Origin of the sequence: Parachlamydia sp. AcF125 (assembly GCF_018342475.1) — a bacterium.
Lineage (GTDB): Bacteria > Chlamydiota > Chlamydiia > Chlamydiales > Parachlamydiaceae > Parachlamydia.
On sequence record NZ_JAEMUD010000001.1, the window covers coordinates 123,679 to 150,256 of the forward strand.

Consider the following 26,578-nt stretch of genomic DNA (forward strand, 5'->3'; position numbering starts at 1 on the left):
GCCTGTGTGCTTTATCTTTACAGAAGTAATAACGAGAATACAAACGTAAATAGCGCAAATGATTCGATAATTCCCAGCGCAGCAAAGCATTTTCCAAAAATAGCAGGCTGCTTTGCAGAAGCTTGGATCCCTGTTGCAGCAGCCATCCCTTGATAAATAGCAGAAATCATAATGGCTGCTCCCGCAACTGCCCCAATTCCAATTCCGGATAGAGGAGCTAAAGAGCCCGCTTGAATTGCTCTACTCATCAAAAGCATCAAGATAAAACCATAAATAGACTGGGAAGAAGGAGCGGCAGCCATTCCAATAAATTTTCCGTGCCCCTCCTCTACCCTACTCATCACAGCATGTGAAGCCATCCCTGCGATACCGCACCCAATACTGCTACCAATACTACTTAGACCCAGCACTAGAACGGGTCCTATCATGTCGAAATTGAAATCCATTGTGATTTCTCCTAGAGTTAGTCAAGTGAAATTTTTCGAAGAGGATTAAACATTTTTCCCCCTCCTTCAAAGCTATAGTGATACCATTCCAAAAAGTTAAGACGAAGCCCATGAATAACGCCACTCATAATGGCTAAAACAAAATTGACAGTATGGCCCAAAATCGTCACAAACAAAGCGAGGATAAAAGTCATGGATTCACTCATCTCATTAATCACGCTTGCCATAATAGCTCCCGCTATTCCTAAAGCATATAAACGCAAATAAGAAAGCACATCAGAAAAAACCTGAATGGCTGTCATCGCTTCAAAAATGCCTAAAAACTTTTGCTTGAAAATAGCGATGGCAATCGCCATTCCCGTTCCTATCGACAAAAGATAAAGCCCCTGGATTCCCGCTTGTTCTTTATCCAAATAAAACAGGTAGTGGACCATAGAGGTGGCATCTAAGTAGTAAGGAAAATATAAATACCCTCCTATTAAAGCTATTAACCAACCTATGGCTGTCCAGTTCCGATTGGCATAGCGAATAAGCGAAATGGCGAGGTGAATAACGCCAATAAAGAGGGCAAATTCCAACAGAATGTTGTCGGAAAATTTGCTAATGATGTCATAACTTTTCTTACCTTTATGCTCGCTATATCCTTTCTCTAAAAATTCTTTGGAATCTGTGACACCTTTCAGGTGGGGAAATTTATCGACCCACTCTCGGTACACCTCGTCCTGCTGTTGAATATGATAAGCCGCCTTCTTTTCTGTCAGCCATGTGAGGGGGGCCATTTTATGCAAGGGATTTTGGGGACTTAAGTTTATTCCAAAAAAAGAGTGGGTGGCAAATCCCCATCCAATACAAAACACGGCAAGCAGAGTCGTCAGGTTGGCCACTCTTTTCCCTAAGTGTTTTAAATTTGGATATTTATATCGGACAAAAAGGGCAATTCCTAGGAGAATTAGCCCATATCCTCCGTCCCCCATAATCATGGCAAAGAAGAGCAAAAAGAAAAACAGCACCCATGAAGAAGGGTCTTTGTCAGTCATGGAAGGAGTATCATAAATATGGACCAGATCTTCTCCTATTCGAGCGAAATCCTTGTTTTCTAAGTAAGTAGGAACACTATCCGTAGGTTCAATTTCCACTTCTTCCGCATGCACTTTAAACTTGCCAAGAAGCTTTTGAAGAGCCTTTTTTTTATTGGAGGGCACCCACCCTTGTACCGTAAAAAGGTTTCCTTCCAACATATCTTCAGCATAACCTTTTGCATGAACCAAATGATACTTATTGAGTTTGTCAACCAACCCTCGATGTAAAAAATGGTTGTATTTCTCATAACTTTTTAAAAGATGGTCAATTTCAAGCCATTCTCGCTGGGCTTCTTGGTTTCTCTGTTTTAACTGTCCCAGAGAAGACTCAATCTTCATCTCAACCATTTTCTCATACTGTTTCGGCTCTTTATTGATCGCCATAAAGTAATCGAGCCCATCATCTGAGCCGATTTGGATTAATTCATCGGGAATGGCTTGATGATCCGCATAACCTTTTTTAGCAAAGAAAAACTGAATCTTGCGGTGCCCTTGCTTTTCGATAGCTAAAATATCGTCCAATGAGAAATCGCCAAAAATTTCAATGCGCCTAATTTCTAAAGCCGTCATCCGTCTTTCTTCTTCCAATTGATCAAGTTTTTGCTTAAGCTGTAAAATTTCGCGGGTTAAATCCTCAGCTAAAGCAATATTACTTTGATCTTCTTGTGGCAAAGAGGGGAAGCTGCGCAAGATTTTAATGGCCGAGACTAAATTTTGAACATCTTGGGGAATTTCTTTATCCTTGACTCCTGAAGGAGGGATAAATTGAACTTGCCCTATTTCTTGAGCTTTTTTAAAAAAGGCTTCTCTCTCTTCTTCCACCCCTACAAATAGAACTTTTTTCACATCATAGCGCATCGCCGGCCTCCCGAAGTGCTTTATGTTCTAAGGCAACCGCTTTTTGGGCTTCTACTTTTTCTTTAGCGACCTTTGCTCGCGCCACAGCAGCTAGCTCTTGATCCCCCAAGAAAACTTTAATTTTCTTGATATTAGCGAGAGCTCGCGGAATCAGAATTTTTTCAAAAAGGTTAACCCGAATCGAAACTTCTCGAAACTCTTTTTCTAAAGCGCTCTTTTTTTGGTGCACAATTTTTATTTTCTCTGTCACTTCCATCAAAGAACGCACCCCTAACACAAGAGAATCCACCCAAGGGGGCGTTTCAAATAAGTCATAAGTCAAATCTGCAAATTTGATAGATTCAAAGTAAGGCACCTCAACGCCAGCAATATTCTCAAAATGTTTATCAACAGAAACAATGCGGATAACTTCTTTAAAGTCGATAGAAATCTTTTCCGAGAAAAGGCTGCTATAAGCTTCTACTTGATCGTGCTTTTGCTTATATAATCGCTCAAGCTGGGCGATCTCATGGCGGGCTTCATTGACCTCGCTTTGCAGCATCGCTTTTTTCAATTGCAAAGTCGGTAAGTATTTTTGCAACTGTCCTAAACGGCCTTGCTGAGAACGTAATTCATTCTTGGTTAACTTGATTTCTGCCATACGTCCCTACTAAGCATTCACAAGCGCATGTTTGGGCCAATATTTGTCTATCAATAATTTCTTAATTCCAACCTCTTCTGATTGGAAACATTCTGCCAATGTTTGCCATCCTAAGTCTAAAGCTTCCTCAAGCGCATAGTTGACTTCCAAGTTCATCATCCGCTCTTCAAACAGTTTGGAATAGGCCAGCAATTGCTCATCCCAGCGCGAAAGCTTAAAACCCATCCCTTGTCTTTCACGGGCTTTTTTAGAACTCGCATAAAGGCGAATCATTGCGTTAGCTAAGTCTCCATGGTCTTCTCGCGTTTCCTTACCAATCACCAATTGCTTTAAACGGGATAAAGATCCAAAAGGATCGATTTGCTTATTATGGAGGTAAAACTGCCCTTCTGTAATATAACCCGTATTATCGGGAACCGGATGGGTCACATCCCCCCCAGGCATAGTGGTGACGGCTATAATGGTGATAGAACCGCTCCCTTCAATTAATACTGCTTTTTCATAGCGAGAAGCTAAGTCAGAATAGAGAGAACCCGGGTAGCCGCGGTTGGAAGGCACTTGGTCCATAGTGATAGCAATCTCTTTAATGCTATCTGCAAAAGCTGTCATATCTGTCATTAATACGAGAACATTTTTCCCCGTTACCGCAAACTTTTCCGCGCAAGCTAAAGCCATATCAGGCACTAAAAGACATTCTACAGCTGGGTCGGTCGCGCGATGCACAAACATCACAGTTTTATTCAGAGATCCCGACTCTTCGGCATTATCGATAAAGGCCTGATAGTCAGCAAAAGTTAATCCCATCCCTGCTAAGATCACTACATCCGCATCTGTCTGATTGGCAATGCGCATTAAAAGTTGGTTATAGGGCTCCCCAGGAACCGAAAAAATAGGGATTTTTTGGGATTTCACAAGGGTATTAAAAATATCAATCATGGGAATGTTAGTCCTTACCATTTCCCGTGGAACCACTCGACACACAGGATTAAAAGAAGAAGCTCCAATCTCGATGGAATCTCCCACAATGTTAGGCCCTCCATCAATGGGTTCTCCCGAGCCATTTAAACGTCTTCCTAATAGCGCCTCTCCATAAGAAGCTTGCATTTGTCTGCCCAAAAACGTCAAACGGTCTCCTGTGGAAATGCCACGCGTATTTTGGAAAACCTGTAAGGTTACAGTTTCCCCCTCAATGCGTAAAACAGAAGCATAAATATGGCGGCCATCTCTTAAATCAATCCGTGCTAATTCTCCTAAACTAACACCCTGAGCTGTGACTGTAATCAGGTTTCCACGCATGTCATTAATACGATCATATACTTTTTTCATGGGTATCCTCAGAGGTTAATCAGCTTGTACACTTTCTATTATTTCTTCGATGAGGTGGTAAGCAGTGCGATATTTATCTGAATCAAAGGGAAGCGAGTTCGTATCTTTGATCTGGTTTTGCAAACGCAAGAAGTATTGCCTAGCCTCATCATGGGTCGCAAATGTAAAATGCTTATCAAAAATTTTACGGATGATGGCTAAAAGCTGCACTTGGCGATGAAGAGGACAATAAGTATCTTCTTTATCAAACGCATTTTGTTGCAAATAGCAAAAATCGTAGAGCTCTGCTTTTAAATATACAATTAAATCCTCTAAAGCTGTACCTTCCTCCCCCACAACTTCCATCCGCTTTCCAATTTCATCTCCACTGCGAAGAATGCGGGCCGCTTTTTTCACAATATGCCCCCATCCTTCTAGCTGAGAATCCATTTCTTGATCGACCTGGTCCACATATTTTGACCAAGAAATCAAAGGATCGATAGCTGGATAGCGCCTTGAATCTGAACGCTCTCTGGATAACCCTAAGAAAGCTCCGACAACAGCCAAGGTTGCTTGAGTAACAGGCTCTTCAAAGTTGCCCCCCGCCGGCGAAACAGCCCCTCCCACTGTGATAGAGCCCTGCTCCTCATTGTGCAGGGACACAACGCCTGAACGCTCATAAAATGCAGCAATTCTCGAAGCCAGATAAGCAGGGAAGGCTTCCTCACCGGGAATTTCTTCCAGCCTTCCCGACATTTCGCGAAGCGCCTGTGCCCATCTTGAAGTGGAGTCCGCTAAAAGCAACACATCGAGTCCCATTTGTCGATAGTATTCAGCAATCGTCATTCCTAAGTAAATGGAAGATTCTCGCGCAGCCACCGGCATTGAAGAGGTATTGCAAATAATCACTGTTCTTTCCATAAGGGTGTTTCCTGTATGGGGATCTGTCAAATGGGGAAACTCTCTTAAGATCTCGACTACTTCACCCGCCCGTTCTCCACAGGCTGCTACTACCACAATATCTACGGACGAGTATTTGGATAAATGGTGCTGGATAACCGTTTTGCCTGCTCCGAAGGGACCCGGAGTACAAAATGTACCACCTTTCATGACAGGGAATTGCGTATCAATAATACGTAAACCCGTATCCATCATTTTAGTCGGCTTGATTTTTTCTCCTTCAAATAAAGCATTTTTAATCGGCCATTTTTGCACCATTGTAAAAGCGTGTTCCTGCCCTTTTTCATCTTCTACGCGAGCTACAACCGTATCCACATGATAAGCACCAGGGGAGATAACCCATTTTATTTTGTAGGTTCCATAGAGGGCAAAAGGAACCATAATATGATGATGAAAGCGTCCTTCCAACGTGGTTCCTAAAGTGTCTCCTCGTCGAACAATGTCTCCCACTTTTACCTTCGGCTCATAATTCCAGCTCTTATTCCGTTCTAATGGCGCAAGATAAACTCCACGAGGGAGAAAGTACCCAGCATGTTCGGCAACTTCTTCTAAGGGGTTTTGTAATCCATCCACGATAGAAGAAAGTAAGCCAGGACCTAATTCAGCCTCAAGCAGGTCTCCGACAAAGTCAACCTGACTTCCATATTTAACCCCTTTTGTATCCTCAAAAACCTGGATTTTGGCTTCCTTATGGTTAATTTCAATCACTTCGGCTTTGAGGCGAGCCTCGTCCACATGAACCATCGCTACTTCCCCTTGCCGAATATTGCCTTCAAATTCCACTTGAAGCAAATTTCCAAAGGCTTTGACAACTTTCCCTGCAGCTTTTTTATTTTCTTGAATCGTGGTTTGGCTTTCAATCATGATGCATCCTTCACTAGGGTATCCACAGTTTGTATTCCTTTTTGCCTATCCAAGGCCTGCCATTTTTCTACGAGGACAAGCTGAACAAAATAGGCGTATATCCGATCGATTGAAAAAACATCGGTGCCCCAAAAGCTTTCTATTTTTTGAAAACGATACTCCGCTAATGCTTGGTAGAGAGCTAGAGGGCTATCATAATGCTCTTCAAATAGTTGCTTAAGCTCTTCATAACCTTCTGGAGTTTCAAAAGCGCTTGAATCTTTTTGAGCTAAAAATTGCGCTACGAGGTTATCTGAGGGGTCTTCATATTGAAAAACCTGGATTAAATCCTGCCCCCTTTTTTTGGCGCGAAAGGCAGCCAAAACCAGCCTCCATTCTCTTTCAAAACACAAAAATTTTTGGATAAAGCCCTTTGAATGCCTCTCCTCTTCACGAAAAAAAGCAGACACCAGCTTTGGAAAATGGGCCAAGCGATCTTCTATTTTTTCATGCACCCTTAAAAAATCTAAAACATAATCGGGGAATCCTTCTCCCACCACTAAAGCCTCTTCGAGCTCATTTTCATTATAAGTACCCAAGTGATCAAAAGGCTCTTTTTTCCAAAAGGCACGGATATTCTGAATATCATAATAAAGTCGAAGCAGCTTAAAATCGGCTAAGTCACTCGGTTTTAAATTTTCATACAACAACGTTTCAAACTCCTGAAAACCCATTTCAGGAGGGGCGTCGATGCGAAGTTCCGGAAGAGCGGAGCCAACAAAATAATAATGGGCCATCAATTACCCACCTTTAATTCCAAAAATAAGCTGACGGAAATCTTTGCGAGCATGTCTAGCTAAAAGCTCTTTTAAGGTTTGGTCTGTCATATCAATCGTGAATCGCTTACCATGCAATTTGATCTCTGCCCCCCCAGCAAAATCTCCCACAACCACTCCTTTTTCATTCAGTTTGTTTTTCACATTTTCCAAAAGCAAAGCATTAACCTGCTCAGGAGAAACTTGTTTGGAGATAGCCACACTCAGATTAGAAGAAATTCCTTCTTTTTGGACGGCTTCAACTACTGCATTCACCACTTTAACAACTAGTTGGGGATCAGCTGTTTGTTTTTCTAAGACTCTTTCTAACTCTTCATTAAATAGCTTATGTTCAATAGATTGACGTAGAGATTCTAAACCTTGCCTTGCAGCTTGCTCTAATGATGACTGGAAAATATGCCTTTCTTGCTCTATTGATTTACGAGCTTGTTCATGCAAAGCGACTGCTTGCTGCTCAGCTTCTTTGATGATTTTAGCAGCCTTAGCATGCGCTTCAGTAATAATCTTTTGGGCTTCCTGCCTCGCTGGCTCGAGAGTCTCCCTGCGAAGGGTATCGCAAATTTTCTGAATTTTATCTTGACCTTTTTCAAGTTTTTCCATGATCACCACTGAATCTAAAAGGTTTAAGTCGTTCCTTTGAAAAGGAGTTTATTTAAACAAATAAAATAGCTCTCAACAGCCCTATATTTTGCCATATACAAGGTTATTAAATGAGTCGTTTCGAGTAAAGATAAAAAACATGGTTGGCTTAAAGCCAAATCTTTATAAAATTGATTGTATTATTTCCTACCAACTATTAAAAAATAATTTAGGCAAAAAAGTAGGAGAAAAGAGGTGAGTGAAGAAGGGTTTATTCTCATCACGGGAAGTAGCGGAAGAGTTGGTCGCAGCGTCATTCAACGCCTGGGAGGAAAATACCCGCTAGTAGGTTTTGATAAAGTTTCTCCTAAATATAAAAACGACAACTTAGAATTCGTTCAGGTTGACATTACTTCGGATGAAAGCGTTAAAAATGGGCTGCATATTGCCCGGACAAAATATGGCTCTAGAATTATTTCCGTGATTCATCTCGCAGATTATTATTGTTTTGGAGAGGGAGCCCCTTCTCTTTATCAAAAAATTTCAGTCGAAGGGACTGAACGGGTGTTGCAAGAAGTGCAAAAATTTGACACAGAGCAGTTCTTATTTTCTAGCACGCAATTAATTTATGCTCCCTGCCCTGTTGGAAAAAGGATTAACGAAAATTCTCCTATCGATCCCAAGTGGGGCTATCCCAAATCCAAAGCTAAAGCAGAATCCCTTATTGAGCAAAATAGAGGGAATATTCCTACAGTCATTTTGCAAATGGCGGCCTGCTATGACGACCAATGCCATTCCATCCCGATTGCCAGCCAAATCCAACGCATTTATGAAAAACGCCTCCTCAGTCATCTTTTCCCAGGAAATCTCAAGCATGGCTCTCCTTATTTGCATTTAGAAGACTTAAGCGAGGCCATCTGGCTAGCAGTTGAAAAACGGCATACACTCCCCGCCGAGTTGAAATTACTCATCGGTGAAGATGTCACCTTAAGCTACGATCAAATGCAAAAGCTTATCGCCGCGCACCTCTTTGGCAAGGCGTTCAAAACTTTCCCTATTCCTAAATGGGTTGCCAAAAGGGGGGCGTGGTTTTTAGGCCATTCTCTTTTTGAGAAAAATTTTTTCATTAAACCGGGGATGATTGACATTGCAGACGATCATTACACTTTAGATATCACACGTGCGAAAGAAATTTTAGGGTGGGCCCCCAGAAATTTTGTGGGGCACTCTCTTCCCAAAATGATTAAAGCTCTCAAAGCTAATCTCAAAGGATGGTACAAAGCCCATAACTTAACACTTCCACATTCCCTACATGATAAAGGCCAAAAATAGATCAAAAAGATAATGGAATCTCATATATGACAGCCATGCTAGGCTGTTGGTTAATTTTCACCCCCTTGAGAGGCATCCTTGTCCCCTGGATGTGCGCGTCGAGGGGCATCTGGCTTCAGCTCGCCCCTCCTTATTTGGTTCCTAGAGACTATCACTTCCTTGAACGAAACACGCCTAGGAATATGGGTCACCACCTTTTCCATTTTAATTGCTGACATTTACCCCAAAAAAGGTTTTCGGCAACCCGATTCTAGAAGGCGGCCTCATATCCCTTTTACATAGACCCAAGGAACGCCTATTATTGCTTTCAAATTAATTTGCCGGTTTTCTCCTCTGTATATGGCTTCTTATCAATTAGGTTATCTCGACAAAATTTGGGATCCTATTTTGGATGATGGCACGCTTAAAGGGATGACTTCCTTTAGGCTAAAAACATTTCCCTTTTCAGATGCTGGCTTAGGCACATTTGCCTACACGCTGGAAATTTTAATGGGTTTCAAAGGGGATATAACACGTTAGGATACGATGTTATGGGCTGTCATTTTTTTTGAAATTTTAGTTATCCCTGTGGGCTTAACTAGCATCATCCTAATTATGCTATAGGCCATTTTGGTAGGCTATAGGTACTTCAGGTGCCTTTTAACAGCTTTTTGTGTGCTTGCTATGATTGCTTGAACTATCGATGAAGTTGCAACGGCCTGACAATTTTTATGGCAATCGAGGGAAAAGAAAAAGCCCTTCTGTACCATCTTTTGGAGAGGTGAAAGACTTTGCTAAATGAGCACCATGTCACGCTACCTCTTGATAACAGCCTATTTAAAGGCATCAACCTTCCTTGGAACCTCGCCTTAAGAGCTCTTATTAGCATCAAGCTGCTATTTTCAAAATACTTAGGGAATATGGGAAGCTTGAAGTCCCCTCCATCCTAGGGACTTTTATAGCAGCAACTTCTCTTATATCTACAGCAGAAATTGCCCGATCACTTCTTTTTCTGGATGCCGGGTTTGGTACATGCTTACTGATAAAACTGTAGTTTTTAAATGGGTAGGCCACACCCTCCTTATTACTTACTTGTAGGAGAAGAATCGCTTTAATTCTGCTAAGCCTTCCTCAAGGTAAAATCCACGAAACCTATGGGCCCCTCAATCGTTAGATTGTATGAGGGGTTAGCTCAAGTTTATCATGTCGGCTACAACCTTAGCTGCCGCATTCACGATGCTAATATGCCCATGCCCTTTTATAATGGCGTAGCGCGCTTGGTAGTGGGGAATTTTCATTAAAGTGGAACAATAATTAGGCACTTGCCAGTCATGGGGCGAAGCAATAAAAATATAATCCCGCGTAAGCTCAGAGGAATTCTTTAATCCCTCTTCCCATTCTTTATCTAATCTTGCATTACGCCTTGAATTTATAGGCATTTCTTCCGAGATATTTTTTGACATCATCCAAGACAATCTGAAGCGATGAGCCAGCCTGGCCAATGAAGATCCTTTACAAGCGCCCACAATAGATACAAATCGGATCTTTCTAAGATTTTCCCTATTTCCTGGCTTAGTGAGCTCTGCTTCAATCGCTCTGGCAATTCTGGCTCCATTGGAAATCCCCACTAAAATAAGCTCCTTCTCTCCATTTGCTTTCGCCCATTTTTTAATGTTCTCAAAGATGGGCTGTACCATTTCATCCAATTTTCCGTTTCCTTTTTGGAGAATACGAGGAATATAAACGTCTGTTTCGGCAAGTGAGCGCTTCTCCAGTTCGTCTATTATCTTTTTAAATTGTGCCGGATTTTCATTTAGGCCATGTAAGCAAACTACGAGTTTCTTTTTAGACAAGTTAGCAGAAGTTGTATAAGGAGCCATTTGGATTTCTACTCGGCGCAACCGACGCGAAATTTTATTTAATCCATAGGCAAAAAGTGTTCCAAAACTTTGAATAAAGCTAATTGCTCTCTGCGTCCAATGAAGCTTTTCGAATTGAGAAATGCAAGAGGAAGCATTATCAAAAAATTTAACACCATGAATGATTAGGGGATTTATCATCTTTCAAGCTTACCTTTTTCATTATAAAATCGCAGTTTAATCCAAGAGTATTAAAAAAATCTCTCCTTTTAATCAAACCGAAAAAAGAATAATAGGCAAGCCCATCGGTTCCCACAGGGCCCACCTCTACTTATCAATTCCCTGAAAGTATACCAAATGACTTCTTCCGCTAAAAAGAGTGAGAGCCATGCGCTTCACAGACCCAAGCACAGAAAGGGCAAACGGGAAAAGAAAGAAGAAGCTATAAAGAAAGATGAGTAACAAATTAAAAAACAAAAAATTGCCGAGTGGGCTTATTCCTCAATAGCGTCTGCCAGTACGGAGACTTTAGTGGGGGAAACTTCTAAGAAGCCTCCCACCACTTTAAGAGTGATTTTTTGGTGAGTTTGATCTTCAATCACAAGCTCTCCTTTGCATAGAGAAGCAATCAGAGGAGCGTGGTGAGATAAAATTTGGAAAGCCCCCTCTTCTCCGGGGGCTTTTAGGGAATGCACCAGGCCTTCGTAAACTTTTTTTTCGGGAGTGACAATCGTTAATTCAAACATTTGATTTCTTTAGCTTCTCTGCATTTTCAAAAACTTCCTCGATAGCTCCTACCATATAAAAAGCTTGTTCCGGGATTTCGTCCACTTCTCCCTCTACAATCATTTTAAAGCCTTTGATAGTATCGGCAAGTTTGACAAATCTTCCTGGCTTGCCTGTAAAGGTTTCGGCCACGAAAAAAGGTTGGGAGAGAAACTTTTGAATTTTTCGCGCTCTTCTAACCGTCAGCTTATCTTCTTCTGCGAGCTCATCCATCCCCAGGATGGCAATAATATTTTGTAAATCTTTGTAGCGTTGTAAAATGCGTTGCACTTGCCTTGCCACTCGATAATGCTCTTCTCCAATAAAGTTGGGATCGAGAATGCGAGAGGTTGAATTTAACGGATCAACCGCAGGATAAATCCCAAGTTCTGCAATTTGCCTTGAAAGCACTGTGGCAGCATCTAAGTGAGAAAAAATGCTGGCAGGAGCGGGATCGGTATAGTCATCTGCTGGAACATAAATTGCTTGAACGGATGTAATAGAGCCAAATTTTGTGGAAGTAATTCTTTCTTGCAGAGCTCCAATTTCGGTTTGCAATGTCGGTTGATAACCGACTGCAGAAGGCATCCTACCTAAAAGAGCAGACACTTCTGAGCCAGCCTGAATAAACCTGAAAATGTTATCAATAAACAACAACACATTTTGATGCTCTGTATCTCTGAAATGTTCAGCCATTGAAAGGGCAGTCAAGGCTACCCGCAGGCGTGCACCAGGGGGTTCATTCATTTGCCCAAATACTAAAGAGGTGCGAGAAAGAACACCTGATTCTTTCATTTCTAGCCATAACTCGTTGCCCTCACGCGTGCGCTCCCCGACTCCGCAAAAAACAGAATACCCCCCGTGTTGGGCGGCGATATTGCGAATCAACTCCATGACAATCACAGATTTACCTACTCCAGCCCCTCCGAATAAACCCACTTTGCCACCTTGCGGGTAGGGTTCAAGTAAGTCGATCACCTTAATGCCTGTTTCAAACAAGGTAATCTGAGTCTCTTGGTCTTCAAAACCTGGCGGGGCTTTATGAATAGAGGCTCTGGGAACGTCCTGTTCTAAGGAACCGAGATGGTCGAGAGGTTCTCCGAGCAGATTGAAAATTCGGCCCAACGTCTTAGGCCCTACGGGAACTTGCACCGAGGCACCTGTATCAACAGCCTGCATCCCCCTAGTCAATCCTTCAGTGGAAGAAAGAGCAATGCATCGGACCATTCCATCACCTAATTGCATGGCAACCTCTGCCACTAATTTGATTCCTCGCTCTTCATCTTTAATTTCGATAGCATTTAAAATGTTCGGAATTTGATCCTCAGGAAATTCGATATCAAGAGTAGGGCCGATCACTTGCCTGATGATACCTTTAGTCATATATTCTCCTTTCTCTTGCTATGGGGAACGCAAACTTTCTGTCCCGGAAGTAATCTCTAACATTTCCGTTGTGATCCCCATTTGTCTGACTTTATTTCGCTCTAATGTTAATTTTTCAATCAACTCTTCCGCATTTTTTACAGCTGTACGCATTGAAAAAATACGGGCAGATAACTCAGCTGCATAAGCTTCATTGAGTGCTGCAGAAAGGATAGTGAAGCAGTACCTGGGGATAATTTCTGCAAGCAAGACGTCTGCGCTTGGTTCGAAGAGATAATTTAAGGGATGCAAGTCTTTAGGAGAGGGTGGAGGATGGATATTTAAAAACTTTTCCACCTTAATTTCTCTTAAAGCCAAATGCACATAATGGGTATAAACCAACCAAACTTCATCAAAAACTTTGGCCTCAAACCCATGAACAAGCTCATTCGAAAGGGTTTTGACTTCATCGGAGGCTAGCTTTCCTCCCCAATCTACGATCTCTTTTCGAATGCTCCATGCTTTACGCTTAAAGTATTCAACTGTCTTAGAGCCGATTAAAATTAATTCGAGATGCTCGGGTTGATACTGGGATAAAAAACGCTCTGCGGTCGCAAATAGGCTAGTGTTATAAGAACCGCATAATCCTCTATCTCCTGCAATAATGACTACGGCGGTTTTCTTAACTTCTCTTCGCATAAAAAAGGGATTAAGTTCATGAACAGAGGAGCTTAAATTCCCCACAAGGTGTTTGATGGTGAGTGCATAAGGGCGTGCTTGCTCTGCCTTTGCTTTTGCACGGCGGAGCTGAGAAGCAGCAACCATTTCCATCGCTTCAGTCATCTGTCGAATATTTTCGACTGAATGCAACCGTTTCCGAATATCACGTAGGGAACTCATATTTCTTCTTAAAATTTATTATAGCTTCGTCAATTTCTTTCATTACTTCAGGCACTAAATCTAAAGTGGTGGCAATAGAGCTGAGTACATGGGGATATTCTTTTTCGACAAAATGATAAAATTCTTCCTCGAATTTTCGAACAAATTTGACCGGAATGTCATCTAAATATCCTTTAGAACCTACATAAATTGTGACTACCTGCTTTTCTAAGGAGTAAGGACAGAATTTATCTTGTTTCAAAATTTCAACCATTCGCTCTCCCCTTTTTAGCAGAGCAAGAGTGGACTCTTCCACCTCTGCTCCAAATTGAGCAAAAGCAGCCATCTCTCGATATTGCGCGAGATCTAAGCGTAAACTTCCTGCTACTTTCTTCATGGCCTTAGTTTGAGCTTTACTCCCAACTCGAGAGGCCGAAATCCCTACATTAATGGCTGGTTTAATGCCCGCGTGAAAGAGGTCGGACTCCAAGTAAATTTGCCCATCTGTAATCGAGATTACATTGGTCGGAATATAAGTCGCCACGTCATTAGCCTGAGTTTCCACTACAGGAATGCCGGTTAACGACCCCCCTCCTAATTCCTCATTCAATTTAGCCGAGCGTTCTAAAAGCCTCGAATGGAGATAGAAAACATCGCCCGGATAGGCTTCTCGGCCAGGGGGCCGTTTTAAGAGCAAGGCCATTTGACGGTAAGCTTGAGCATGCTTTGTCAAATCGTCATAAAAGCAGATGGCATGCTTCCCTTTATACATGAAATATTCCCCCATGTTTACACCTGCATAGGGGGCCAAGTATTGCAATGCAGCTGGATCTGAAGCAGGAGCTGCAATAATGGTGGTGTATTTCATGGCATCATGCTTTTCTAAAATGGCTACCATTTTGGCTATAGTGGAATTTTTTTGCCCTATCGCTACATAAATACAAACTACATCTTTATCTTTTTGGTTTAGGATAGTATCCAAAATTAAAGTCGTTTTGCCTGTTTGTCGATCCCCGATAATAAGCTCTCGCTGCCCTTTTCCAATAGGAATCATAGCATCTATTGCTTTTACTCCTGTTTGTATAGGCTCATTGACTGGTTGCCGCTCTACCACGTTGGGAGCTTGCGCTTCTATCGGACGAAAATGGGGGGTGTCAATCCTCCCCTTTCCATCGAGAGGTTCACCTAACGCGTTTACCACACGCCCTAATAAAGCCTCGCCGACTGGCACACGGGCGATTTTATTTGTCTTTTTAACCACATCATGCTCTCTAATCCCTTGTTCAGTTCCCAAAATGACCGCCCCTACATGATCAACTGCTAAGTTCAAAACCATGCCCAAGGTCCCATTTGGAAATTCCAACAGTTCGGACATCATGACATCCTCTAGTCCCCAAATCCTGGCAATCCCATCTCCTACTTGAATCACCCTTCCCATAGATTCGAACTGGTTTCTTTCTGCATATTTTTCTATTTCGTTCCCGATGACCCAGGATACTTCTTCTGGTTTTAAGGTCATGATTCCTGCCTAATCTCTGCCAAAAGGGTTTGTTTCATTTGTTTAAGCCGGTTTTTAATACTAAAATCCCACCTCCGATTTTCAATCATTAAGATCCCACCCCCTATAAGAGAAGACTGAATACGGGCCTCTATGATGATCTCTTTGCCGTAGGTTTCTTTTAATTTTCCTTTTAATGTGTATAAAATCTTGGAATCAACCGGACGCGCCGTAATCAAGATAACTTGCAAAATACCTGCTTTCTCATTAAGCATCCGAGAAAATTCTTCCAGGATAGATTTGAGATAAGGCAGCTTTTGTTGCTTTACGACATATTTAATAAAATTTAACAATTTAGGCTCACAGGGGCCTTTATAACACTTTTGAACTAACCAATCCTTTTCCTCATCTCTAAATTGAGGAGAAGTAAGCAAAGCTTGAAAATGGGAATGCTTCTCTAACGCCTCTAGGAAAGCTTCTAAGGAAATTTTCCATAGCTTCAATTGGGGTAAAGAAGATGTAGAGCAAAACAAAGCTTTTGCAAATTGCAAAGAAAGAGCTCGCTTCATCTAACATCCAGCTTTTGTATAAATGATTCGATCATTTGTTTGTCTTTTTGAGAATCTAACTTTTCTTGAATCACTTTTTGGGCCACCTTAACCACCAAATCTACAAGCTGCTGTTTTAATTGAAGTTTTACTTTTTCAGCCTGTTTGTAGGCATCTTCATGCGCTTTATGCAAAATATAATTTGCCTGCCGGTAAGCATCTTCCCGAATTTGTTGGGCTATTTTAAATCCCCTTTCCGCTGTAGCTTCTAAGCGTTGCTTAGCTTCGTGATCAATTTCTTTAAGCTTTCCCTGGTAATCTTCCAGTAAACGGGAAACTTCTTTTTTTTGTTCTTCGATTTTATAGAATTCGTTTTGTATTTTTAGTCTCCTCTCCTCAATCATTTCGAGAAGAGGCAGCCAAGCATAACGCTTTAAAATCCCAACCATGATTAAAAAAGCCACAATTTGGGAGAGAATTTGTTCGAATTCTAAATTCATACGACTATCTTATTCTTTCAAGAACGATAAAGAACACAATTAAAGCATAGATCGTTAAGGCTTCGATTAACGCCGCCCCAATAATCATGTTGGTTAGGATTTTTCCTGAAGCTTCAGGTTGTCGGCCAATAGCTTCCATAGCGCCTCCCACAGCTTTACCCAGACCTAAGCCTGACCCTAAGGCGGCTAAGCCCACAGCTAAGGGTGCAGATAAGGCAAGTGCGACTCCAATTTCCATGTGTATATCCTTTGTTAGTGTTTGTTATCAGGCAGGGACAACAAAATATAAATCGTGCTTAATAACGAAAAAACAAGAGCTTGCATTAAACTAGTTAGTATTCCCAAAAACATAAAGGGAAGTTGCAAAGGCAGTATCAGGGGGGCGAACAAAGTCACTCCCATAATCACAAATTGAGTGACTAAGATATGTTCTCCAAAAACGTTTCCGAATAAACGGAGAGAGAGAGTCACAGGTCTCGCTAGTTGGGTAATCATTTCTAGCAAAAACATTAAAGGTGCCAAGGACCACCCAATCACCCCCTTAGGAGATCCTGCCATATGATAAATAAACCCTTTAACTCCCCTATGCTTAATGTTCAAAAATTGTACCAAACAAAACACACAAATGGCTAAGGCAGCTGTGATGTTCAAGTTAGAAGAGGGCGATTTCATCAAGGGAACTAACCCCATTAAATTCATACTTAAAATGTAAATAAACAAAGTCCCTATAAAAGGGACAAATTTAGCCCCTTCAGAGCCTAAAACCTCTGTAACTAACTTGTGAATAGTTTCTACGATCCATTCCAACGTGTTTTGAAATTTTTCGGGAATCCATTCTCTCTTGCGAGACCCCAAATAAAAAATCAAGGCAATCGTGGACGCCACGCAAATGGAGAATAGAATATTTTCCCAACTATGTAGAAAAGCTGCCCAAGCTGTATTTTGAAAGGTTTGATACAAGAGAGAGAAAACATTGGGTATTTCTGCTATTTCCAAGGATTTAGGTTCCATAATGTTTATACTGCCCCTTTTGGAAATAAAAGCGTTCCCAAACCAAGAAGAAAAATCCCTAAAAAACTCAGTGAAAATCCAAGGACTAAATAAAAGCTAACCAAATAAGAGCTTGTTAATAAAAAGTACCCTAGAAGATAAAATAAGGGAACTTTCAAACCTAATAAAAAGCCTATTTTCAAAAATTCCTTGTTCGTTGTTCGCAAAACATGTTTGAATAAAAGTTTTAATAGAAATAAGTTCAAACACCCCCATCCTATTCCTAGATAAAGCGAGGCAAAATCTTTATAAGCAAGCTTTGGCAATAGAATAAAGGAAATTAAAAAGGCTAAGCTGGCAGTTATTTTGATGGTGTTATTTATAAAATCAAATGCCATTCCCATACCTTTTCACAATCCTATAAAACTCCCGCCCTCCGGCAAATAATCCTAGCCCTATGCAAGTGTACATCAAATGAGGAGATGTTCCAAAAAATCGATCCAACCAGTGTCCAATTAGCCAGCTAATCACCAAAGGAACAACCAAAACAAAGGGGGTTGTGGCAAAAGCTCCTAGTTGTTGGACTTTTTTTTCTTTATCATCTTTTGCCAACCTTCTTCTCCACCTAGGCTTTTCAAATGGGTGTTATTAAAAAATCTATTTTGCACGTTCCCTTAATATCATCAAGAGAAACATATGGCTTAACAAAAGAAAAATTGATAATATGGGGAGGAAGCCAAGGAAAAGCCAAACTTATCATAGAGAGAAGTAAGGAGCGTAAACTTAATAACTTACAAGATTTCTTCGAAAAAACCGCCGCTCCTGTTAATATCTCGAGAATAGATTTATTCCTCGGCTAGAAGAAACTCTCTAAAAACTCCGAGGCCTATGAAATTAAATCCCTTTACATTTAGGATATTTCCTCATGAATTTCTTACTTAAACTTCAGATTGGCTTGCTTGGTCTCTCTCTTAGCCTTTTGTGTGTTTGCGCGCATGCAGAAATAGCCCCGGCTTCTTCAGAAAAGATATCAGAAGTAGAACTGGTCACCTTCACTCCCCCTTCAGGCTGGAGAGTCGCTGACAGCAAAGAGTTGCCCAAGCATGTGAATGTCATGGTGGTGGGTAAAGGAGAACGGGAATTTCCCCCCTCCATTAATCTTGCCACAGAACACTATACAAAAAGCTTAAATGATTATCTTAAAAGGATAAAAGAGATCAACCAATCCTTGGGTATCGAGTGGAAAAATTTAGGTCCTATTCAGACCGAAGCAGGAGAAGCAAATCTTTCTCAAATTGAGGAGAAATCGCAATGGGGGGATTTACGCATGATGCATGTCGTTTTAATTAAAGACAATACGGCTTACATTCTAACGGCAGCCTCGCTAAAAGAAGAGTTTCCCAAATTTTATAAAGATTTTTTTGCCTCACTTAAATCCTTACGATTTATCAAAGGGCAGCGGAATACGATGGAGAACAAAATTTAGCTAGTTATAAGGAGAAAAGCAAGTGTATTTCCTTATCTAATTGATAAGCAACATCCAACGCATTTGCTCAAGCATTCGTCAAGATATTATTGAGAAAAGCAATTGCACAAAAATATAAAAATATGCCATATATCAAGTCTTGACAAGGATATAAGGCAATTTAATGAAACGAAAATTACGTACCAAAGGAGTACACCCATGAAAAGATTTAAAAAATTTGTTGCTGTTGCAACTTTATTTGCAATGTTTGCTTCATCCGCAAGCAGCGCGATTGCACAAGAATATGTGGTAAATGGAACGGACAATGGCGGATACGGATATGAAGAGTGCCGTAGAGCCCCACAAATCGGCCCCGCAATTGCTTTAGGCGCAATGGCATTAGCAGCAATTATTGCCGTAGCGATCCAAAACTCCACGCACTCACATGGACATGGGCATAGCCACAGCCACTAAAATGTCGCGCCAGCTGATTTATGGAAAAGGGGTGCTATTGTCCCTTTTCCTTTTGCTTTTTTCCTGCTCTCCAAAATGCCCAGAATGGCAATATCAAGAAACAATCACTTCTACGCCTTGTTTCAACTCTGGACGAATTTTTCTTTCCCCCTCTAATCCTTTTCGCCAATTAGAAATCGAAATCGACCGGAACAGGCATGGGTCGGAGATGTATTTAAATGTGCTCACTTTTAACTTTCCCCATGACTCGGCTGCCCCTGTTCACTCTTCTGTAGAGGTGCAAATTGATAAAGAGTATTTTGAATGTCAAACCGATTTGCTATTAGGAGCTCAACGGATGAAACTCCCTAAAAGCTTGTCTGAAAAAATTACGACCGCCCTTTTAAATAAGCAAACAGTCATCATTCGATCGGGTCGATTTGAATCGGTTATTTTAGAGACGGGTTTTAGCAAGGCATTCCAAAAGCTTCATAAGATTCCTATCGCTTCCTCAAGAATTTAATTTAATCCTATTTTTAGATCTTGCAGACGATTTTCAATAGATTCGAAATATTGATCCACAAACAAAAAAGCATTTCTTAAGAGCTTTCCTTGGGATTCACTATGGGGAATTTGATTAAAAAAGTTGCCAAATAGATGCCGATATTCTAAAAGTTGTAATTCCCTTTCTTGAATAGCTGCTGATAAGCTGTCATGATCCATAGGTTCTTTTTCTAATCGTTGGATAGAGGCATAAAAATCTTGCAGATACCCTTTCATATCATTTATATCGAGATCAATTTTCATGGAATGCTTTTGGGTCTCTCGGTTTTTGATATGCTGTTCTAACTGCTCAATAATTTTCTTGAATCCCCCTAAACGCTGACGATGCGCCAAATCTACAGAACGATCGATTATCCCGTGGTGAATGGCATATAGGCTGTGATATAAGGGAAAATCATGCAGAACGTGGTATTGCCAGTCAGCCCTTAGTGCTTGAGAAAGGTAAACCCCGACACGATCTACAATCTGAGGATTAAAAGAGCCTAGCTCATTTAATTCTTCTAGCCGCTTTAAAAATTCTTCTGCATGCAAGCGCATGACCTGTCGAGAATTTAAGGGTTGCCCCATTTCATGGATAGCCTTGTCAATTTCGCGAGAGATTTTGGCGATATTGAACTCCCCTCGATGCAAAGGACCTTGCTGAATAGACTGGCTAAGCTTTTCCAACAATTGGTCTAAACTTTCAATTTCGTAACCTAGCGCTAAGAGTTTTTTTGCATTTAATGGTTCTTGTCCCACAATCCATTCTGCAAACCCCCAGCGCGATCGCACATAAGGGTCAGGGTCTGTCCTCAGCAAGAACTCCCGGTATTTAGAAACGATCGCCCCTAAAGTATGGGTTTCTGCGCGATATCCATTCAGGACTTCTTGCATAAGACCTCTGCCAATCACATCCTTGGCTTGTAAATAATTGCTATCTTTTATAAGTCGGCTCCGTTCGTAGAGGGAAGAGAGAAGCTCCTCATAGTATTCTTTGAAAAGTTCAATAGCTTTTTCAGGGTGAATGACATTTTTTAATGCTTGAACAAGCTCGAATTCAGGCAAAGATTTTGTACGTTGATTTTTTTCCCATAGTTTGATCAATCGGTAGATCGTTTTAAAAGTGTCACGGCCATGCATTTCCAGGCGAGATAATGCCTGGTAGCCTTTAAATTTGCGCAAAGCCTCCTCAATTTTGATATTTAACTTGAGGTATTCCCTATGCTTCAAAGTAAATTTTTGGGATTGCACGTTTAGGAATTTTTCACTTCTGCCCAAACTCCTCTTAAGGCTTGGATCAATCACAGACTTCCAATCCATAAAAATTTTGATTTTAAGCCAAATGGAAGGAGAATGCTTGGCTAGCTTTTTTCGAAATTCTTTTAAAAACTCTTCCAACTGTTGGATACACCTTGCAGCAATTCGTATCTTAGCTAATAAAAGCTCTTTAAGGGAGGACAAAACTTGAGATAGCTCTTTATTCCACCTTTCAAAGCCAATTTGATTTAGCTGATGGAAAAGCTCAGTTGTGCATCCTTGGATGGTTCCTACATATTCCCATAAAGCTTCTTCCCATTGCTCGCTTAATCTTTGCCACTCTTGAGTAGGTACATTTTCCCATGCATGAGAAGGCGTTTCTTGAATTTTTTTGCCAACAATATCGACCCCCTCCGAAAGTTTTAATTCTACACGAGGAGGGGCAAGCACAAGAGGTTCATGTGCGGCGACGTTGCTAAAACAAAGGATAAGCTTATTCGCAAGAAAAGTTTCTTTCTCGTCCAGATAATGCCCTAGCTGCTCAACCAAGGCATTCTCAAATATAAATCGTCCTTGAAAGTCAATAGGCTCCAAAGTCATATCACGATGCACTCTTTCCATTTGATAGTGGTTGTTTGATGAAATGGATCATAAGGGTTTTAAGCAACATAGTCAAACAAAGCCACTGCTTTTTTGCCTCATTAACCTTCTCCCCCTCTTAAACGTCCCAAGTTGCGATTAAAAAGCGTGAGAGGCCCCAAAATTCCATTCCTTTTATGGTAGCAATGCAGCTTGAAATGAACAAGTTGAATCTCATAGGGGCTAAGCCTGAGATTCTACTCCTAGCGTCTCTTGCCCGCAGGAGTAGGAAAGCCATAAAGTCAATTAGCTTACTCCCTTTACTGCGTTGGTTTACGGTTGCCTGTTTGCCTCAAGCCTGTTATACTTAGTTTATTATAAATAAAAGTTTAACCCATCCTGCGTACTTTTAGGAATTAAGATGCAAAAAGGTAATCTATTACAATTTAACTGCAAAGAGTGCGGGCAATCGATCGCTTTTTCGGTTTTTGAACTTGAAAAAAGAGAAGCCCCTCTTTCTTGCCCAAAATGCAATCACAAGTACGCCCTGCAAGATGCCGTGTTAAAAAGACAGCTCAAACTTTTCGCAGATCTTTGTCAACAACTGCTTACTTCTGAAGAGATTCTAGGCCATACAGCCATTGGGATCGACATTGGAGAACACCATGTCAAAATCCCTTATAAACTTTTGTTAACACGGCTAAACTCCACTTTAGATTTACTTATTGATGGAGAACCTTTATCTATTAAATTCTTAATCGAACCGCTTAAAGAAGGCCCCTCTTGTGGCGTTTAAATCAAAGGATAGCTTTATGGGAAATACAATTTTAGACCAGTTAAAAAAACTTACCACCATTGTCTGCGATACAGGGGATATCGACGCCATTAAAGCCTACGCTCCAACTGATGCGACTACTAATCCCTCATTAATTCTTAAGGCCACGGCAAAGCCTCAATATCAACCTCTTATTGAAGATGCAATCAAATATAGCCATTCTAAGGGGAGCTCACTAGAGGAAAAAAAATGCCATTTAATGGACAAGCTTTTCGTAAATTTTGGGATTGAAATTTTAAAAATTATTCCCGGCCGAGTGTCAACAGAAGTAGATGCACGCCTGTCGTTTGATGTGGAAGGCAGCATCGAAAAAGCCAAAACCCTGATTGATTTATATGAAGCGGCAGGGATTGATAGAAAACGTGTCTTGATTAAACTTGCTTCCACTTGGGAAGGAGCGCAGGCTGCATGTCAGTTGGAAAAAGAAGGAATCCATTGCAATATGACGCTTCTCTTTAGTTTAGCGCAAGCCATCATTTGCGCTGAAGCAAAAGCCACCTTGATCTCTCCTTTTGTGGGACGCATTTTAGATTGGTACAAAAAAAGCCAAGGAATTTCCGAAATTGCTCCCGAAAAAGATCCAGGCGTTCAGTCGGTAACCGAAATTTACCATTATTTTAAAAAATTTGGCTACCAAACTCAAGTGATGGGAGCAAGCTTTAGAAATACTGGAGAAATCATCGAATTAGCTGGATGCGATCTTTTAACCATCTCCCCCGACCTACTTGCTCAGCTAGAACAAATGGAAGGAAAGCTAACCCCAAAACTCTCTGCTGAATCCTCAAAAGATCTAAATATCAAAAAGCTTTCTTTAGATGAAAAGACATTCCGCTGGATGCTCAATGAGAACCCTATGGCTACAGAAAAATTGGCTGAAGGGATTCGCCTGTTTGCAGCTGATGCCATGAAGTTAGAAAATCAACTCATCAAATAAAAAAGCAGAGAAGAAATTCTCTGCTTTTTTCTTATGCTTTAAAGAGTAGATTCCTTAAAAATCCCTCTTTCTTTAAGCCGGAGACATGGTAGATGAAACCGGTTGCATGGGAGAAGAGGGGTCATCGGAAGGCACAGGAGGAGGCACTGAAGTCGCCTTTTTATGCAATTCATCCGCGCGCTTCAATCGCTCTTTTTTCTCCTCAATACTCCACTCATTGTTCAGAATCTTGCGCACATCTTCGCTATCTAAAGTTTCAAATTCCATCAGCATTTGCGACATTAGCTCAATTTCCTCTTTATGTTGCAAAATGATAGTTTTAGCGCGCTCATTGGCTTCATCCAAAATACGCTTGACTTCTGCATCAATCAGGCGAGCTGTTTCTTCTGAATATTTTTTCTCGTAATGGCCTCCTCCAAAGTAAGCATTTCCATCCCCTTTGTCTTCATAGGCCACAGAGCCTAACTTTTCACTCATGCCAAATTCACACACCATACTGCGAGCAAGTTGCGTGGCGCGTTCAATGTCTTGGCGAGCGCCGCTTGACAAATCTTCTAAGAAGATCTCTTCCGCACACCGCCCCCCCATGAGAACAGCAAGTTGATCAACAAGCTCTTTTTTCCAGTAACTTGTTCGATTTTTTTTAGGAAGAAACATGGTCGCTCCCAAAGAGTATCCTCTAGGTATAATCGTGACTTTGTCCACTGGATCGGCATGCTCAACCGTCACCCCAACAACTGCATGCCCAGATTCATGATAGGCGGTTGATTTGCGTTCATTTTCGTCTAATTCAAGATTGCGTCTTTCTTTGCCGTACAGGACCTTATCGCGTGCCTCGACAGTTTCTTGAGCGGTCACAGCCGTTCTTCCGCGGCGAGCAGCTAGCAAAGCGGCTTCGTTTAACAAGTTTGCCAAATCAGCGCCCGAAGCGCCTGGGGTACTTCTTGCAATCATCATGAGATCGACTGAGGTATCCATTTTGATTTTTTTGGCATGCACTTTTAAGATATCATAACGCCCCTTAATATCGGGCAGATTGATGACTACACGTCGATCAAAACGACCCGGTCGCAGCAAGGCTTTGTCGAGCACATCTGGACGGTTAGTTGCGGCCATCAAAATCACGCCGTCGTTTGTGTCAAAGCCATCCATTTCCACTAAAAGCTGATTAAGAGTTTGCTCTCTTTCATCATGTCCTCCGCCAATGCCTGCCCCTCTGTGCCGGCCGACCGCATCGATCTCATCAATAAAGATAATGCAGGGTGAGTTTTTCTTAGCTTGGTCAAACATGTCTCGAATACGGCTAGCCCCTACTCCCACAAACATCTCTACAAAATCTGAACCAGAAATTGAGAAGAAGGGTCGATCTGCTTCACCGGCTACAGCTTTTGCGATGAGTGTCTTACCCGTTCCGGGTGGCCCGATACAAAGCACCCCCTTAGGAATATGCCCTCCTAGCGCCGTAAATTTTTGAGGACTGCGCAGGAACTCTACAATTTCTTGCAGCTCTTCTAGGGCTTCATCAATCCCTGCCACATCTTTGAAGGTGACTTTATGTGATCCTTTTGCCATCAGTTTGGCGGGAGATTTACCAAAATTCATCGCATTTGTCCCCATCCCTTTCATTTGGCGCGAGAAGACAAAATAAAGGAGAAATACCACCAACAATACTGGTAAGAGTGTAAATAAGTAGCTTAAATAATTGGGTGTGGGCTCTTCACTTCGGAAAGTTTTTTCCAAAACTGTATTCAACGGCTGATCAGGAGCTTTAAAAATTGCCCCTCGATTGTGAGAAAAATTATTCCACTCCTCTTTTGCATTCATAAACCATTGGTGAAAGAGTTCAGGATCTTGTTTTTCTAATGATCTAGTTGAAAGCTCTTTATTGTTGAAAAACCAGATCACATGAGAAACAGCCTGGCGAGCCTTGCCTAATTGGGCTTGATTTTCATCTAACTTTTTAATGAGGGCGTTATATTCCCCCAAGGCTATGTTATAATTTCGAATAGCTCGCAAATCAGACAAACGTGAATTGTCTTGGACCACATTCAGCTCCGCTACCATTCCTTGCAATCGGCTTAAGATATTTTGATAGAGCGTAAGCGCAGAAGTGGAGTCCTCTTTTGATTGATTGAGTTTAGTCAACTCAACATCAATCTGACGAAGAGTTTGCTTTAAAGGCTCATTTCCTATCCCTAAAGTAGGGGACCTAAAGCTTCGCACCAAGTCTGCCAAACTTTGACCAAACTGCTTAACTGCAACCTCACTTGGAGTGTCTTTCAAATTCGCAAGCTCTGCTTCTAATTTAGGTAGATTGTGACTATCCTTAGGCGTAAAAGCTCGAATGATAATGCTGTTATCTTTATCCTGCGTATGATAGTTATCGTCAACGACTAGATATCCATCCTTAGGAAGTGACACCCCACTTAATGCCAAAAATAGCTCAGAAGCATCGACAACCTTGTCAGCAAGAGTCACCAATTCCTCATCTAAACGCTCTTTTTCCGCCTCTAATTCGTGGTGCGTGTTGAGAAGTTCAAGGAATTTATAACGTTTCTTACCCTCTTCTGTCAGCCGATCGCGAAACTTGCCGCTAAAAGTGACCAAATTATCGACAGCCGTCTTGCGGTTGTCCTCGGGTTGAATAAGATCTAGATTAGCAAGATGCTCGAGCTGATAATTAAACGAAACTTTTGCAAATCTCGTGTCAATTAAATTTTGGACCATCAAGGCTAGCAAAAATGCAGCCATCAGAAACCAAATAAACCCGTTTGGAAAATTTTTCTTAAAGTCTTGTTTATTGTCGTCGCTCATATTCACCTTAGATAAATGGAAAATTGTAAACGATACTTTTCAAGCGGTACCAGAGCTCAGATGATGCACCCTCAGACACCCTAAGAACCTGAAGTTCATTAAAAAGACATCTTAAGTTTGAGATTTATGCCTTTCCTTCTGATTTGCACCCCATAGGTGTTCATGTTTAAGAAAAGCCTATCTAAACTTTCAATTACTCTATTCCAGCTTTCTTGAAAAGCATTCCGCAAAAAATAATGTTAAAGTTTTATAAGTGGCACCTTAACTTTCAACCTTAACAGAATGCCTCTCAGATATTTATATACCATGAATTTCTTTCGTCTTCGTTTTTACTGAACGGGGTCGATGATTTTATCGAAGACATTATGGATATAGTAACCCTTTTTTACTCACTTAGATTATCACATAACTCATTCGGCTTCAATAGCCAATCGCATGTA

The 26,578-nt window shown here is 41.3% G+C and carries 27 protein-coding genes; 7 read left to right on the forward strand and 20 right to left on the reverse strand.

What is annotated here, in order from left to right:
- Nucleotides 1-17: 17 nt before the first annotated feature.
- Genes PARA125_RS00490 through PARA125_RS00520 form a run of 7 tightly spaced genes read right to left on the reverse strand, consistent with a single transcriptional unit; the run spans nucleotide 18 to nucleotide 7,567 of the window.
- Nucleotides 18-446: an ATP synthase subunit C gene (locus PARA125_RS00490; protein WP_213156781.1), complete on the reverse strand. Its 429-nt coding sequence runs from the start codon at nucleotides 444-446 to the stop codon at nucleotides 18-20.
- A 17-nt stretch (nucleotides 447-463) separates the two neighbouring features.
- Nucleotides 464-2,383 carry a V-type ATPase 116kDa subunit family protein gene (locus PARA125_RS00495; RefSeq protein ID WP_213156782.1) on the reverse strand — a complete coding sequence of 640 codons (1,920 nt, stop codon included), beginning with the start codon at nucleotides 2,381-2,383 and terminating at the stop codon, nucleotides 464-466.
- Nucleotides 2,373-3,023, reverse strand: a complete 651-nt coding sequence (locus PARA125_RS00500) for a V-type ATP synthase subunit D (RefSeq protein WP_213156783.1) — start codon at nucleotides 3,021-3,023, stop codon at nucleotides 2,373-2,375. The genes PARA125_RS00495 and PARA125_RS00500 overlap by 11 nt, the downstream gene beginning before the upstream one ends.
- A gap of 9 nt (nucleotides 3,024-3,032) precedes the next feature.
- A complete protein-coding gene (locus PARA125_RS00505; RefSeq protein WP_213156784.1) occupies nucleotides 3,033-4,349 on the reverse strand; it encodes a V-type ATP synthase subunit B in 1,317 nt (438 codons plus the stop codon).
- A 15-nt stretch (nucleotides 4,350-4,364) separates the two neighbouring features.
- Nucleotides 4,365-6,152 (reverse strand): V-type ATP synthase subunit A, encoded by a 1,788-nt coding sequence (locus tag PARA125_RS00510; RefSeq protein WP_213156785.1) that lies wholly within the window; start codon nucleotides 6,150-6,152, stop codon nucleotides 4,365-4,367.
- A complete protein-coding gene (locus PARA125_RS00515) occupies nucleotides 6,149-6,928 on the reverse strand; it encodes a DUF2764 family protein (RefSeq protein WP_213156786.1) in 780 nt (259 codons plus the stop codon). The genes PARA125_RS00510 and PARA125_RS00515 overlap by 4 nt, the downstream gene beginning before the upstream one ends.
- A 3-nt stretch (nucleotides 6,929-6,931) precedes the next feature.
- A complete protein-coding gene (locus PARA125_RS00520; protein WP_213156787.1) occupies nucleotides 6,932-7,567 on the reverse strand; it encodes a V-type ATP synthase subunit E in 636 nt (211 codons plus the stop codon).
- 234 nt (nucleotides 7,568-7,801) lie between these two features.
- Between PARA125_RS00520 and PARA125_RS00525 the strand changes: the two genes are divergently transcribed.
- Nucleotides 7,802-8,878: an NAD-dependent epimerase/dehydratase family protein gene (locus PARA125_RS00525; RefSeq protein WP_213156788.1), complete on the forward strand. Its 1,077-nt coding sequence runs from the start codon at nucleotides 7,802-7,804 to the stop codon at nucleotides 8,876-8,878.
- A 50-nt stretch (nucleotides 8,879-8,928) separates the two neighbouring features.
- Here PARA125_RS00525 and PARA125_RS09670 read toward each other — a convergent pair whose 3' ends face one another.
- Nucleotides 8,929-9,096: a hypothetical protein gene (locus PARA125_RS09670; protein ID WP_249274090.1), complete on the reverse strand. Its 168-nt coding sequence runs from the start codon at nucleotides 9,094-9,096 to the stop codon at nucleotides 8,929-8,931.
- Nucleotides 9,097-9,217: 121 nt separating this feature from the next.
- On the opposite strand from PARA125_RS09670, the gene PARA125_RS09675 reads away from it, so the two are divergent.
- A complete protein-coding gene (locus tag PARA125_RS09675; RefSeq protein ID WP_249274091.1) occupies nucleotides 9,218-9,397 on the forward strand; it encodes a hypothetical protein in 180 nt (59 codons plus the stop codon).
- A 647-nt stretch (nucleotides 9,398-10,044) separates the two neighbouring features.
- Here PARA125_RS09675 and PARA125_RS00535 read toward each other — a convergent pair.
- The 10 genes from PARA125_RS00535 to PARA125_RS00580 form a co-directional block, all read right to left on the reverse strand.
- The gene (locus PARA125_RS00535; RefSeq protein WP_213156789.1) at nucleotides 10,045-10,917 is read right to left on the reverse strand and encodes a hypothetical protein; all 873 of its coding nucleotides are present in this window, start codon (nucleotides 10,915-10,917) and stop codon (nucleotides 10,045-10,047) included.
- Between the two features lie 293 nt (nucleotides 10,918-11,210).
- A complete protein-coding gene (gene atpC / locus PARA125_RS00540; RefSeq protein ID WP_213156790.1) occupies nucleotides 11,211-11,462 on the reverse strand; it encodes an ATP synthase F1 subunit epsilon in 252 nt (83 codons plus the stop codon).
- Complete coding sequence (atpD, locus tag PARA125_RS00545; RefSeq protein WP_213156791.1) at nucleotides 11,455-12,864, reverse strand: F0F1 ATP synthase subunit beta; 1,410 nt, start codon at nucleotides 12,862-12,864, stop codon at nucleotides 11,455-11,457. Before atpD ends, atpC begins: the two co-directional genes overlap by 8 nt.
- A gap of 18 nt (nucleotides 12,865-12,882) precedes the next feature.
- Nucleotides 12,883-13,743: an ATP synthase F1 subunit gamma gene (atpG, locus tag PARA125_RS00550; RefSeq protein ID WP_213156792.1), complete on the reverse strand. Its 861-nt coding sequence runs from the start codon at nucleotides 13,741-13,743 to the stop codon at nucleotides 12,883-12,885.
- Nucleotides 13,727-15,241, reverse strand: coding sequence for a F0F1 ATP synthase subunit alpha (gene atpA / locus PARA125_RS00555; RefSeq protein WP_213156793.1), 1,515 nt, complete (start codon nucleotides 15,239-15,241; stop codon nucleotides 13,727-13,729). Before atpA ends, atpG begins: the two co-directional genes overlap by 17 nt.
- Nucleotides 15,238-15,789: an ATP synthase F1 subunit delta gene (atpH, locus tag PARA125_RS00560; protein ID WP_213156794.1), complete on the reverse strand. Its 552-nt coding sequence runs from the start codon at nucleotides 15,787-15,789 to the stop codon at nucleotides 15,238-15,240. The genes atpA and atpH overlap by 4 nt, the downstream gene beginning before the upstream one ends.
- Complete coding sequence (gene atpF / locus PARA125_RS00565; RefSeq protein WP_213156795.1) at nucleotides 15,786-16,268, reverse strand: F0F1 ATP synthase subunit B; 483 nt, start codon at nucleotides 16,266-16,268, stop codon at nucleotides 15,786-15,788. Before atpF ends, atpH begins: the two co-directional genes overlap by 4 nt.
- 4 nt (nucleotides 16,269-16,272) lie before the next feature.
- Entirely contained in the window at nucleotides 16,273-16,506 is a 234-nt protein-coding gene (gene atpE / locus PARA125_RS00570; RefSeq protein WP_213156796.1) for an ATP synthase F0 subunit C, read from the reverse strand.
- A gap of 14 nt (nucleotides 16,507-16,520) precedes the next feature.
- Entirely contained in the window at nucleotides 16,521-17,279 is a 759-nt protein-coding gene (atpB, locus tag PARA125_RS00575; protein WP_213156797.1) for a F0F1 ATP synthase subunit A, read from the reverse strand.
- A 366-nt stretch (nucleotides 17,280-17,645) separates the two neighbouring features.
- Nucleotides 17,646-17,870 (reverse strand): AtpZ/AtpI family protein, encoded by a 225-nt coding sequence (locus PARA125_RS00580; protein WP_213156798.1) that lies wholly within the window; start codon nucleotides 17,868-17,870, stop codon nucleotides 17,646-17,648.
- A 313-nt stretch (nucleotides 17,871-18,183) separates the two neighbouring features.
- Here PARA125_RS00580 and PARA125_RS00585 point away from each other — a divergent pair, with 313 nt between their 5' ends.
- From PARA125_RS00585 to PARA125_RS00595, 3 genes are all read left to right on the forward strand, one after another.
- Nucleotides 18,184-18,744 carry a hypothetical protein gene (locus PARA125_RS00585; RefSeq protein ID WP_213156799.1) on the forward strand — a complete coding sequence of 187 codons (561 nt, stop codon included), beginning with the start codon at nucleotides 18,184-18,186 and terminating at the stop codon, nucleotides 18,742-18,744.
- A gap of 198 nt (nucleotides 18,745-18,942) precedes the next feature.
- A complete protein-coding gene (locus PARA125_RS00590) occupies nucleotides 18,943-19,197 on the forward strand; it encodes a hypothetical protein (protein ID WP_213156800.1) in 255 nt (84 codons plus the stop codon).
- Nucleotides 19,169-19,699, forward strand: coding sequence for a hypothetical protein (locus tag PARA125_RS00595; RefSeq protein ID WP_249274092.1), 531 nt, complete (start codon nucleotides 19,169-19,171; stop codon nucleotides 19,697-19,699). The genes PARA125_RS00590 and PARA125_RS00595 overlap by 29 nt, the downstream gene beginning before the upstream one ends.
- Here the strand turns inward: PARA125_RS00595 and PARA125_RS00600 are convergent.
- Entirely contained in the window at nucleotides 19,696-21,576 is a 1,881-nt protein-coding gene (locus tag PARA125_RS00600; protein WP_249274093.1) for a hypothetical protein, read from the reverse strand. The genes PARA125_RS00595 and PARA125_RS00600 overlap by 4 nt on opposite strands.
- A gap of 400 nt (nucleotides 21,577-21,976) precedes the next feature.
- On the opposite strand from PARA125_RS00600, the gene PARA125_RS00605 reads away from it, so the two are divergent.
- Together PARA125_RS00605 and tal are read left to right on the forward strand one after the other, a co-directional pair.
- Nucleotides 21,977-22,351, forward strand: coding sequence for a hypothetical protein (locus tag PARA125_RS00605; protein WP_213156801.1), 375 nt, complete (start codon nucleotides 21,977-21,979; stop codon nucleotides 22,349-22,351).
- A gap of 16 nt (nucleotides 22,352-22,367) precedes the next feature.
- Nucleotides 22,368-23,324 (forward strand): transaldolase, encoded by a 957-nt coding sequence (gene tal / locus PARA125_RS00610; protein WP_213156802.1) that lies wholly within the window; start codon nucleotides 22,368-22,370, stop codon nucleotides 23,322-23,324.
- Nucleotides 23,325-23,396: 72 nt separating this feature from the next.
- Here tal and ftsH read toward each other — a convergent pair whose 3' ends face one another.
- The gene (gene ftsH / locus PARA125_RS00615) at nucleotides 23,397-26,138 is read right to left on the reverse strand and encodes an ATP-dependent zinc metalloprotease FtsH (RefSeq protein WP_213156803.1); all 2,742 of its coding nucleotides are present in this window, start codon (nucleotides 26,136-26,138) and stop codon (nucleotides 23,397-23,399) included.
- Nucleotides 26,139-26,578: the final 440 nt, after the last annotated feature.